Origin of the sequence: Methylocystis sp. MJC1 (assembly GCF_026427715.1) — a bacterium.
Classification (GTDB): Bacteria; Pseudomonadota; Alphaproteobacteria; order Rhizobiales; family Beijerinckiaceae; genus Methylocystis.
Window position 1 is genome coordinate 425,756 of the sequence record NZ_CP107558.1, and the last position, 11,303, is coordinate 437,058.

Annotated in this window: 9 protein-coding genes; 6 read left to right on the forward strand and 3 right to left on the reverse strand. The window is 64.5% G+C overall.

Going from position 1 to position 11,303, the window contains the following annotated elements:
• Positions 1 to 778: 778 nt before the first annotated feature.
• Positions 779 to 1,234, reverse strand: coding sequence for a hypothetical protein (locus OGR47_RS02115; RefSeq protein WP_165052509.1), 456 nt, complete (start codon positions 1,232 to 1,234; stop codon positions 779 to 781).
• Positions 1,235 to 1,761: 527 nt separating this feature from the next.
• Here OGR47_RS02115 and rimP point away from each other — a divergent pair.
• From rimP to truB, 6 genes are all read left to right on the forward strand, one after another.
• A complete protein-coding gene (gene rimP, locus OGR47_RS02120) occupies positions 1,762 to 2,529 on the forward strand; it encodes a ribosome maturation factor RimP (RefSeq protein WP_246729703.1) in 768 nt (255 codons plus the stop codon).
• Between the two features lie 2 nt (positions 2,530 to 2,531).
• Positions 2,532 to 4,130 (forward strand): transcription termination factor NusA, encoded by a 1,599-nt coding sequence (nusA, locus tag OGR47_RS02125; RefSeq protein ID WP_165052504.1) that lies wholly within the window; start codon positions 2,532 to 2,534, stop codon positions 4,128 to 4,130.
• Between the two features lie 5 nt (positions 4,131 to 4,135).
• Positions 4,136 to 4,885 carry an RNA-binding protein gene (locus OGR47_RS02130; protein ID WP_165052502.1) on the forward strand — a complete coding sequence of 250 codons (750 nt, stop codon included), beginning with the start codon at positions 4,136 to 4,138 and terminating at the stop codon, positions 4,883 to 4,885.
• Positions 4,878 to 7,532, forward strand: a complete 2,655-nt coding sequence (gene infB, locus OGR47_RS02135) for a translation initiation factor IF-2 (RefSeq protein WP_165052500.1) — start codon at positions 4,878 to 4,880, stop codon at positions 7,530 to 7,532. The genes OGR47_RS02130 and infB overlap by 8 nt, the downstream gene beginning before the upstream one ends.
• 224 nt (positions 7,533 to 7,756) lie before the next feature.
• A complete protein-coding gene (rbfA, locus tag OGR47_RS02140) occupies positions 7,757 to 8,179 on the forward strand; it encodes a 30S ribosome-binding factor RbfA (RefSeq protein WP_165052498.1) in 423 nt (140 codons plus the stop codon).
• 8 nt (positions 8,180 to 8,187) lie between these two features.
• Positions 8,188 to 9,090 carry a tRNA pseudouridine(55) synthase TruB gene (gene truB, locus OGR47_RS02145; RefSeq protein ID WP_165052496.1) on the forward strand — a complete coding sequence of 301 codons (903 nt, stop codon included), beginning with the start codon at positions 8,188 to 8,190 and terminating at the stop codon, positions 9,088 to 9,090.
• Between the two features lie 106 nt (positions 9,091 to 9,196).
• On the opposite strand, the gene OGR47_RS02150 is transcribed toward truB, so the two are convergent.
• Both OGR47_RS02150 and OGR47_RS02155 read right to left on the reverse strand, forming a co-directional pair.
• On the reverse strand, positions 9,197 to 10,537 hold the full coding sequence (locus tag OGR47_RS02150; RefSeq protein ID WP_165052493.1) for a sensor histidine kinase: 1,341 nt from the start codon (positions 10,535 to 10,537) through the stop codon (positions 9,197 to 9,199).
• A gap of 26 nt (positions 10,538 to 10,563) precedes the next feature.
• Positions 10,564 to 11,244 (reverse strand): response regulator transcription factor, encoded by a 681-nt coding sequence (locus tag OGR47_RS02155; RefSeq protein ID WP_165052491.1) that lies wholly within the window; start codon positions 11,242 to 11,244, stop codon positions 10,564 to 10,566.
• Positions 11,245 to 11,303 lie beyond the last annotated feature (59 nt).

Consider the following 11,303-nt stretch of genomic DNA (forward strand, 5'->3'; position numbering starts at 1 on the left):
TTGTCGCGCGCCGCTGCCGCCCTAGGTATTTCTCCCAATTGAGCTCCGCCATAAGCGGCGTAAAGCGTTGTCGGTCCCGGCAATGATATGCCGCAATTACATGCCTTCGGTTCCAAATGCGTCTTGTTCTCGTCGAGTCCGTCTCGGATAGAGTCCTTGGGGACACGGCCGAGTTTGCCAAAAATTCCGCCGAATGGGTGGAGTGCGCCTTTCGCGAAATAGGCTTTGAGCATCTCGCAGTTGTCGCTGCGCGGCTTTTCGACGAAAGCCGAGGAAGGTACGGTTGGCTCTACCAATTCGCGTGCTTCGGACGAAAAGAGAATACGAGCTATGAGATCTTCACAGTAAACGAAGAAGAGGAGGCCGTATTCCGTGCTGACGACTCTTCCGCAATCGGGGCCGTTATGACGCGCTGCGCCTATGTTGGGTTTGTTCGTCGAAAGCCGCCTGAGCCGGCGAAGGCGCCCTTGCCGATCGCAAGAGCAGCATAGCAGCCGCTTAACCCTTCTCGGGGCAACCCGCGGGCTCCTCCTTAGCCTGGTCTTTTAACGCCCCGTCTAGGGCGAGCTGCAATAACAAAATGGCCATCGCTTTGCTCAGCGGCTCGCAAGTAGCGGCCGCTAGCGAGGTTCGGATCGCTGTTCCAAGCTCCTGTTGAACGCTGGATTCTAGTCTTCCTGCGTCGTGGTTGTCATTGACGGGCCGCACTGGCGACCCCGATCGTTGAGCGCAGCGAGAGGGCAAGCGGGGTGCCTTGCCCCCTCGGATGCGAGGCAGCTTAGCGCGTCTCTGCGGGCCGGTGATTGTTGGTTATCTCCTCCGGTGGCTGCCAAACCAGGTCAGAAGAAGCGCTTGGGTTGAGAGCCTGGGTAACTTTGCCCACCTTTCGATAGGCCGATACCGCCATGGATGCGATTTGCCATTCCTGGTCGGTCCAGTTTCTGGCCTCGGATGCGGTCGAACCCTGCGTCGGGTTTCCCGAAACAGCCTGCGCATTCCTTTCAAGTGACTTCGTGGATGGCTGTGCGGAGCCATAGGCGTTCGGCGGAACCTGAGCACGGAACCCAGAGTTGGAAGCGGAGGTAGGCTGGCTGATTTGTGCGCCGCTCATCTCTGGAAGGCTCGAAACGGGACGCTTCGTTCCCATGCTTCCTAGAATGGCGAGCCCTATGATCGCCAACGCGAGAGCCGGGATACCAACCGCGTGACGGTTGATTTGAGAAAACCGCAGCATGAGCATACTCCTGAATGCAGGTGGTAGGCTTTGACTTCTCGGATTGAGTTGGAAGTCGCGAAGCGCCGGGACGGCTAGTTCCAAGGCGAGGCGGGGCCGTCCCGGACGACCTAAAGGAGGCGACCATCCTCCGATTACCGTTTAATCTTTTGAACGAACGGTTGTTTCTTGATCAGTACAAAAATGCAGCAGGTCCCAACAGAGCAATTGTTTGGAAGGCCAGGGATGGTGCAAGGCCCCGTCCCGTGGTTCGAAGGTCCACTCGGGCGCTGGCGCTTACGGCGCGCTATGCGTGTCACGTTCCGGAGGTGGGTCGAACGTCTGCTCCTAGCGCATTGCAGAACGCCAATCAGGGCGATGGATGCCAATCGCCGCTTTTCCTTGCCTCCCCCCGCCCCTTCGGTGTATAAGCTCCCAACTTCCATCTCATACCGATCATTCTAGCAATGGTCGCCGTTGAGAGTGGGCCCCCCGCCGGGACCCGCTCTTTTCGCATTGGCGGACCCAACAGACAGGACCAGACACGCTTGACGGAAAACGCCGCTCCCATCGACGCCCCGCTCGACGAGCCCCGCCTCGTCTCCGAGACAGGCGTCGCCGCGCGCGTGGCGCATGTCGCCGAGCCGGTGCTGACGCAGCTCGGCTTTCGGCTGGTGCGCATCAAGCTCATGCAGCAGAACGGCCAGACGCTGCAGATCATGGCCGAGCGGCCCGACGGCCTCATGACCATCGACGATTGCGAGGCGGCGAGCCAGGCGCTTTCGCCCGAGCTCGACGTCGCCGACGTCATCGCCGGTGAATATCGGCTCGAAGTTTCGTCGCCCGGCGTCGACCGGCCGCTGGTGCGCATCTCCGATTTCGTCCGCGCCGTGGGCCACGAGGCGCGCGTCGAACTGACGCATCCGGTCGAATCCGGGCGCAAGCGCTTTCGCGGGATCATCAAGGGCGTCGAGGGCGAGGGCCGCGGCGCCAAAGTGACGATCGAGCGCACTGACGCGCGTTCCGACGAGGAGAAGCTCGTCACCGTGCCGCTCGCCGATCTCGACGAGGGCAAGCTCATGCTCACCGAGGCGCTGATCCGCGAATCGCTGCGCGCCGGCAAGCTCCAGCAGACGGGCGATGAAGAAGAAGGCGCCGCGCCGCAAGAGGAAGAGCGCCCGCGCCGTGGGCCGGGCCGTTTCCGCAGCCCGCAGAAGAACAAGCCCAAGCCGCTGGTTCCGGCCGGCGTGCAAACGCAATTCAAGAAAGGTCCGGGGCCCGTGAAGCCTCGCGCCGCCCGCTCCGAGGGAGATTGATAATGGCCGTCAGCGCCAACCGACTCGAGATTTTGCAGATTGCCGACGCCGTCGCGCGCGAGAAGTCGATCGACCGCACGATCGTCATCGCCTCGATGGAGGATGCGCTGCAAAAGGCGGCCCGCTCGCGCTATGGCCAGGAGACCGAGGTGCGCGCCGAGATCAATCCGCGCACCGGCGAAGTGCGCTTCTCGCGCCTGCTGCTCGTCGTCGACAAGGTCGAGAACGACGCCACGCAGATTTCGATCGAGGACGCCCGCAAGCGCAATCCGGCGGCGCAGCCCGGCGACTGGATTTCCGAGACGCTGCCGCCCTTCGACTTCGGCCGCATCGCCGCGCAGTCGGCCAAGCAGATCATCGTGCAGAAGGTGCGCGAGGCCGAGCGCGACCGGCAATATGAGGAATATAAGGACCGCATCGGCGAGATCGTTAACGGCGTCGTCAAGCGCGTCGAATATGGCAATGTGATCATCGATCTTGGCCGCGGCGAGGGCATTATCCGCCGCGACGAGATGATCCCGCGCGAGATGTTCCGCCCCGGCGACCGCGTGCGCGCCTATGTCTATGACGTGCGGCGCGAGCAGCGCGGCCCGCAGATCTTCCTGTCGCGCACCCATCCGCAATTCATGGCGAAGCTCTTCAAGCAGGAAGTGCCGGAAATCTACGATGGCGTGATCGAGGTGAAGTCGGTCGCCCGCGATCCGGGCTCGCGCGCCAAGATCGCCGTGGTGTCGCGCGATTCGTCGATCGATCCGGTCGGCGCCTGCGTCGGCATGCGCGGCTCGCGCGTGCAGGCGGTGGTGCAGGAGTTGCAGGGCGAGCGCATCGACATTATTCCGTGGTCGGCGGACGCCGCGACCTTCATCGTCAATGCGCTGCAGCCGGCGGAAGTGGTGAAGGTGGTTCTCGACGAAGATTCTTCGCGCATTGAAGTCGTCGTGCCCGATGACCAATTGTCTCTGGCCATCGGCCGCCGCGGCCAGAATGTGCGTCTCGCCTCTCAGCTGACGGGCTGGGACATAGACATCATGACCGAGGCCGAAGAGTCGGAGCGCCGCCAGAGAGAATTCGAGGAGCGCACGCGGCTCTTCATGTCGGCGATCGACGTCGACGAGGTTGTCGGCCGGTTGCTCGCTTCGGAAGGCTTCCGCTCGGTCGAGGAGCTCGCTTACGTCGAGCTTCCCGAGCTCGCAACCATCGAAGGCTTCGACGAGGAGACGGCGGGCGAGATTCAGATGCGCGCGCGCAATTATCTCGAGCGCGTGGAGCAGGAGAACGAGACCCGCCGCAAGGAAATGGGCGTCTCGGACGAATTGCGCGAGATCGACGGGATGACCACCGCGATGCTGGTCAGGCTCGGCGAGAACGACGTGAAGACGATGGAAGATTTCGCCGGCTGCGTGCCCGACGATCTCGTCGGCTGGACCGAGAAGAAGGACGGCGAGACCAAGAAGCACGAAGGCTTCTTCACCGGCATAGAGGTGTCGCGTGAAGAGGCGGAAGCGATGATCATGACGGCGCGCGTGTGCGCCGGCTGGATCGAGCAGCCCGTGGAGGCGGTCGACGCCTCCGAGGCGGCTGCCGAGGCGGAGGGCGAATAAGGATAGTGACGGCCTTGGCGAGAAAAGAAGAGCGCGAGTCCGAGCGGACATGCATCGTCACGCGGCGGCGCGAGCCGCCGGAGGCGATGATCCGCTTCGTGCGCGGGCCCGATGGGGTCATTGCGCCGGACATTCGCGCGCGCTTGCCGGGGCGGGGGGTCTGGGTGGGCGCGCGCGCCGCGCTCGTGGCCGAGGCCGCCAGGAAACGCATGTTCGCGCGCAGCCTCAAGGAGCAGGTGGAAACCCCGCCGCAACTCGCCGAGGATGTCGACCGTTTGTTGGAAGCTGATTGCCTGCAGATGCTCGCTATCGTCAACAAGGCGGGCGCGGTGACAGCGGGTTTCAACAAAGTCGCGGATTTGCTTGCAAAAGGCCAGGTCTGCCTTGTCGTCGAGGCCAGCGACGGCGGCGCCGACGGCAAGCGCAAGCTGCGTCAAAGCGCGCGGCGGGCGGAGAACGGGACGGGGCAGGAAAACGATGGCGTTCCGCCTGTCATAGGCTTATTTACGTCGAGCCAATTGGATTTGGCTTTAGGTCGCACAAATGTGATACATGCAGCGCTCGCCCCTGGCGGGCCGGGCACGAGTTTTCTTTCGCGCTGCCGCCGACTGGCGACTTATAGGGGTGCGACGCTGGACGGCGCGCCCCTCGCAGCGCAGATGCGGGATGAACTGCCGGACGCTGGCGGGCGGCCGGACGAAACTGTGGAAATAAGTGGGTCGGAAGCGGCCGAGGATCGGAAGCTGGATGAGTGAGAGCGAGAATAGCGACAAGACTGTGACTGCCGCGCCGTCGAAGACGTTGCATCTGAAGCAGCGCCCGGCGGGGGAGCAGGGCATGGTGCGCCAGAGCTTCTCCCATGGCCGCTCGAAAGTGGTCGTGGTCGAGAAGGTGAAGCGTCGCGCGCCCGGCCATGTCGAGCCGGCGAAGCCGACTGCAGCCGCGCCCGCTGCGCCCGCCGCGCCGCCGCCCGCCGCTCCAAAAGCTTCCGCCCCGCCGCCGCGGCAAGAACGCGCTGCGCCGCCCTCGCGCGGGAACGCCGGCATGGTGCTTCGCGCGCTGACCGACGAGGAACGCGAGGCCCGCGCACGCGCGCTGGTCGACGCCCGCTCGCGCGAAGAGGATGAGCGGCGCCGCGCCGAGATCGAAGCCAAGGCGCGCGCCGAGCGCGAGGAGCGCGAGCGCGCCGACCGCGTCGCCGCCGAAGCGCGCAAGCGTGAAGAGGAAGAGCGTTTGGCCCGTGAGGCGGAAGCCAAGCGCAAGGCCGAGGATGAGGCGCGCCGTCGCCTGCCGCAGGACCAGCAGCACGCCGCGGCCGCGCCCTCGAAGCCGGCAGCGCCCGCGCCGAGGGCCGCCGCGCCGGCCGGAAGGCCTGCAGCGCCTGCCGCCCGACCGGGCCAGCCGGGTCAGGTCGAGACGACGACGATCCGGCGTCCGCCCGCCCGCACCGTTGGCGGTTTCACGCCGCCGACGCCGCCGCGTCCCGCGCCGTCGCGTGGCGGGGCGATGAAGGATCGCGGTCGTCTGACGGTTTCGACCGCCACCGCGGGAACGGATGAGGAGCGCACGCGTTCCGTCGCGTCGTTCAAACGACGTCAGCAGCGTCTGTTCCGCGGTCAGGTCGAGCAGAAGGAAAAAGTGCTCCGCGAGGTCATCCTCCCCGAGACGATCACCATCCAGGAACTGGCCAACCGTATGTCGGAGCGCGCCGTCGACGTCATCCGCCTGCTGATGAAGCAGGGCGAGATGCACAAGATCACCGATGTGATCGACGCCGACACCGCGCAGCTCGTCGCCGAGGAGATGGGTCACACCGTCAAGCGCGTCGCCGAGTCGGACGTCGAGGAGGGTCTGTTCGACACGCCCGACGCCGAGGCCGACCTCGAGTCGCGTCCGCCGGTCGTCACCATCATGGGCCACGTCGACCACGGCAAGACCTCGCTGCTCGACGCGATCCGTCAGGCGAATGTGGTCGCGGGCGAAGCCGGCGGCATCACTCAGCACATCGGCGCCTATCAGGTAACGTCGCCTGGCGGCCAGCCGGTCACCTTCATCGACACGCCCGGCCACGCCGCCTTCACCGCCATGCGCGCCCGCGGCGCCAAGGTGACGGACATCGTCGTGCTGGTCGTCGCCGCCGACGACGGCGTCATGCCGCAGACGATCGAAGCCATCAATCACGCCCGCGCGGCGGGCGTTCCGCTGATTGTGGCGATCAATAAGGTCGACAAGCCGGACGCCAAGCCCGAGCGCGTGCGCACTGAGCTGCTTCAGTATGAGGTGCAGGTCGAAAGCATGGGCGGCGAGACGCTCGAAATTGAGGTTTCCGCCAAGCAGAAGACCAATCTCGACAAGCTGCTCGACGCGATTTCGCTGCAAGCGGAAGTGCTCGACCTCAAGGCTAACGCCGATCGCGCTGCCGAGGGCACGGTGATCGAGGCGCGTCTCGACAAGGGCCGCGGCCCCGTCGCGACCATGCTCGTTCAGCGCGGCACGCTGCATGTGGGCGACATCATCGTCGCCGGCACGCAATGGGGCCGCGTCCGCGCCTTGCTCGACGACAAGGGAGCCACGCGCCAGGAGGCTGGTCCGTCCTTCCCGGTGGAGATTCTCGGCTTCAACGGCACGCCCGAGGCCGGCGACCGCGTCGCGGTGGTCGAGTCCGAAGCGCGCGCCCGCGAGATCACCGAATATCGCGAGCGCATGAAGCGCGACAAGCTCGCCGCCCGCGGCGGCACGGCGCGCGGCTCGCTCTCCGACATGATGAACCAGCTCAAGACGGCGGGCCGCAAGGAATTCCCGCTCGTCATCAAGGGCGACGTTCAGGGTTCGGTCGAAGCCATCGCGGCCGCGCTGGAGAAGCTCGGCACGGACGAGGTCGGCGCGCGCCTTGTGCATGTGGGCGTCGGCGGCATCTCCGAGTCGGATATTGCGCTCGCCGAGGCGTCGAACGCCGCGGTCATCGGCTTCAACGTGCGCGCCCATAAGGAAGCGCGCGAGGCGGCCGAACGCGCCGGCATCGAGATCCGCTACTACAACATCATCTACAACCTCGTGGATGACGTGAAGGCGGCGATGTCTGGCCTGCTCGCGCCGACGTTGCGCGAGACGATGCTCGGCAATGCGCAGATCCTCGAAGTCTTCGACATCTCGAAGGTCGGCAAGGTCGCGGGCTGCCGCGTCACCGACGGCAGGGTTGAGCGCGGCGTGGGCGTGCGCCTCATCCGCGACAATGTCGTGGTGCACGAGGGCAAGCTGTCGACGCTCAAGCGCTTCAAGGACGAGGTCAAGGAGGTCGAAGCCGGCCAGGAATGCGGCATGGCCTTCGAGAACTACCAGGACATGCGTGCGGGCGACATCATCGAGTGCTACCGCGTCGAGGAGATCAAGCGGACGCTGTAAGGGGCCGCGCCTGGCGCGCTTTCCGTTCGCATGGAAATCATGCGAGGCGATAGGAAACCGCGCGAGATAAAGAACACGAATGCGCTCTGGAGGGCATTCGAAATACCGTCATTGCGAGGCGCAAAGCGACGAAGCGATCCAGAACCCCAAGAGTGTCTGGATCGCTTCGCTTCGCTCGCAATGACGTTGGCAAAACCAATTCGAGCCACCCAAGAATCGTCGTCATGTCCCGATCTCACCACTCCCCAGGCTCCACGCCGTCGCAGCGCATGTTGCGCGTGGGCGAGCTCGTGCGTCACGCCATGGCGCGCATGCTTTCGCGCGGCGAAATCAGCGATCCCGTGCTCGAGAAGCATGTGGTCACGGTCGCGCGCGTCAAGATGAGTCCCGACCTCAAGCTCGCGACGATCTTCGTCATGCCGCTCGGCGGCAAGGACGAGACGGAGGTCATCGCCGCGCTCGATCGCCACAAGAAATTCCTGCGCGGCGAGATCGCGCACGAGCTCAACCTGAAATTTGCCCCGGACATCCGTTTCCGCATCGACGATAGCTTCGACACGGTGTCGCGCATCGACGCGATCCTCAATTCCGAGCGCGTCAAACGCGACCTCGAAGCGCCGGATGACGACGCGCAGGACAACGTCTGAAGAAGAATATGAATAAGAAAAGATCCAATCGCGTCGTCGTCGACGGCTGGGTGGTGCTCGACAAGCCTGTGGGCCTGACGTCCACGCAGGCTGTCTCGCGCTTGAAGCGCATTTACAACGCTCAGAAGGCCGGTCACGCCGGCACGCTCGATCCTTTGGCGTCGGGCATCCTCCCCGTAGCCTTCGGCGAGGCGACCAAGACTGTTCCATTCGTGCAGGACGGCGAAAAAGCCTATCGCTTCACCGTGCGTTGGGGCGCTGAATCTAACACCGACGATTCCGACGGCGAGATCACGCGCACGAGCGAGAAGCGGCCTACGCGCGCCGAGATCGAGGGGCTCATGCCCCAGTTCCTCGGCGACATCTTGCAGACGCCGCCGCAGTTTTCCGCGATCAAGATCGGCGGCGAGCGCGCCTATGACCTCGCGCGCGAGGGCGCGCAGGTGGAGCTCAAGGCCCGCGCCGTCACCATCCATTCGCTGACGATCGAGGCCTTTTCGCCCGAGGAGACCGTTTTCTTCATGGAATGTGGCAAGGGCGCCTATGTGCGCGCCATCGCCCGCGACCTCGGCCGGCTGATGGGCTGCTACGGCCATGTCACGGCGCTGCGCCGGACGCGCGTCGGCCCTTTCATCGAAGAAGACTCCTACACGCTGGAGGAGATTGAAGCGCAAGGCATGGCCGCGGATGCGCTGCTCTCCGTCGAGGCGGGCCTCTCGGAGCTTCCCTGCGTCGTCGTCGACCGCGACACCGCGGCGCGGCTTCGACGTGGCGGCTCAGTGATCCTGCGCGGTCGCGACGCGCCTGCTGAGGGCGTGGTCTACGCGGCTTGCGGCGGCGTGCCGGTGGCTTTCGGCCAGGTCGTCGAGGGGGCGCTGGAGCCCTCGCGCGTGTTCAACCTGCCGTTCTGATCCATATTAGCGCCGAGGATTTTTCTCGGCGCGCGAAACGATCCGTCGACTGATTGTCTGTTGCCCAACGCGTTGCCGCTGTCTCTTGCTATCCCCGACGGCGCTCTCAGCTCTCTTTCAGCGAAATCCGAAACGTGGCCCCGCCGCCCGGGGTCTGCTCGACGGACAGCGAGCCGCCCATCGACTCGACCAGCTCCTTTGAAATGGCCAAGCCGAGCCCGGCCCCGTTGCCAGTTGTATCGCGCCGCCAGAACGGTTCGAATACCCGCTCCATCTCGGATGGACGAACGCCCTCGCCATGGTCGATGACGTCGATTGACGCCGGCGCGGAGACGCGGACGAGAACGACGCCCCCCGTCGGCTCGGCGCGAAGCGCATTGTCCAAGAGATTTGTCACCACGCATTCGAGCGCCCATTTGCGAAGGCGGACGCTGATTCGACAAGGCGGCCCTTCGAAAGCAATGTTCCGACTATTCTCGATCGCGAGAGGCGTGATGTCGGCGATCAACGTCAGAATAGTCGGGCAAAGATCAAATTCATCGATGGCAGGTTCGCAATGCGCGGCAAGACGCACTGACGCGAGCAGCTGCTCGACAATGGATTGAACGCGCCGAATATCGCGCTTTATGTCGCGTCTGAACGCAGCGTCGTCGGGATTGTCGGCGTGAGCCCGCATGATCGCGATCGGCGTACGCAACTCATGTGCGGCATTGGCCACAAAACGACGCTGAGCCGCGACGCCGGCGTCGAGGCGCGATAGCGCATGATTGACTGCGTCGATGAAGGGCGCGACCTCTTTCGGGGTCTGCTGCGCGGAGATGCGCCGATGCAGCGTGTGCACGTCGATCGAGGCGATGTCCGCAGCGGCCGCGCGCAAGGGCGTCAATCCGCGCCGGACCACGATCCACGCGACGAGCGCCGCGCCCAATATGCCGGGAGCGATGACGATGGCGGTGTGCCAGGTCAGAAACAATTTTGCGACCCCATAAAGGTCGTCCCACGCAAAGCGGTAGCCGTAAACGGCGATTGCGTACCGGCCGACGGGCGTCTCTAACAGCCGCAGGCTTCCGCGCGCCCTCCCGATTTCATCGCCGGGCACGCGGAATTTTATCGCGAGCGCGTCGATCCGCTCGAGACCGGCAAGGGCGGCGACAAGGGCAGGCGAAGATCCGGGAAGCGGCGCTTTTGTTCGAGCGTCGAAAACAGCGTAACCGGCTTGCGGATTGGCCTCCATATAGTTGCGCAACGCGGCGGTAGGTTCGATGCGGACGCTCTTGTCGGGCGCGCGCGTCAGCGATGTTTGGACGAGGGCGCTGAGCCGATATTCGCCCCAGTCGTCGGGCGCGATCGTTGAAGCGCCCAAACCGGAGATGGAGATAAAGAATTCCATAATTGGAACGAGGAAGACGATCGCAATGAATTGCGCCGCGGCAAGGCTGACGATCAAGCGAAACGCCAGTGACTGCCGCCCGCTCACCTCTCGGGCGCCCGCGCGATCATATAGCCGATTCCACGCGCGGCGTGGATTTCGACTCCGGCGCCGAGATCCTGCAAGCGCTTGCGCAAACGCGATACGAGAATGTTCAAGGCATTGTCCTGCACGTCATCGTCGAAGCCATAGACTTCATCTTGAAGCTGATTGCGCAAGACCAGGCGCCCGGCGTTGCGCATCAGCATCTCGAGCAAAGCGAGTTCGCGCCGATGAAGCACCAGTGGCTTTCCGTTGATCGATACTTGTTGGGATGCAAGATCGAAAGAGAGCGCCCCAAGCAGGACGGGCGGCGCCGCCTCTCCGCCGGGACGCCGCAAACAGGCCCTGATCCGGGCCATCAGCTCGTCGAGATCGAAGGGCTTGGCCAGATAATCGTCGGCCCCTGCGTCCAGGCCGCAGATGCGCTCGCTCACGGTTTCGCAGGCGGTCAAAACGAGAATGCGGATGCCCGGCTGCAGCCGTTTGAGTTCCGGCAATAGTTCGAGCCCGTCGCCGTCCGGCAATCGACGATCGAGAAGCGCAAGCCCGTAACGATGGCATTGCAGAGCCGCCCGCGCTTCTTCCAGCGCGCCGACATAATCCGCAATGAAGCCTGACCGCCCAAGACGCGCCCCGAGGGCCCGAGCCATATCCGGCTCGTCCTCGATCAACAGCACGCGCATCTTGAAAGCCGGGTCACGCGCAATCGCGCGTCTGCAAGTTTGAACATTGATCGCTCCGC

What these genes read in the sequence shown, in the direction of transcription:
- OGR47_RS02115 (WP_165052509.1), bottom strand. Translation starts at nt 1,234, where the DNA reads ATGCTGCGGTTTTCTCAAATCAACCGTCACGCGGTTGGTATCCCGGCT.
- nusA (WP_165052504.1), top strand. Translation starts at nt 2,532, where the DNA reads ATGGCCGTCAGCGCCAACCGACTCGAGATTTTGCAGATTGCCGACGCC.
- infB (WP_165052500.1), top strand. Translation starts at nt 4,878, where the DNA reads ATGAGTGAGAGCGAGAATAGCGACAAGACTGTGACTGCCGCGCCGTCG.
- rbfA (WP_165052498.1), top strand. Translation starts at nt 7,757, where the DNA reads ATGTCCCGATCTCACCACTCCCCAGGCTCCACGCCGTCGCAGCGCATG.
- truB (WP_165052496.1), top strand. Translation starts at nt 8,188, where the DNA reads ATGAATAAGAAAAGATCCAATCGCGTCGTCGTCGACGGCTGGGTGGTG.
- OGR47_RS02155 (WP_165052491.1), bottom strand. Translation starts at nt 11,244, where the DNA reads ATGCGCGTGCTGTTGATCGAGGACGAGCCGGATATGGCTCGGGCCCTC.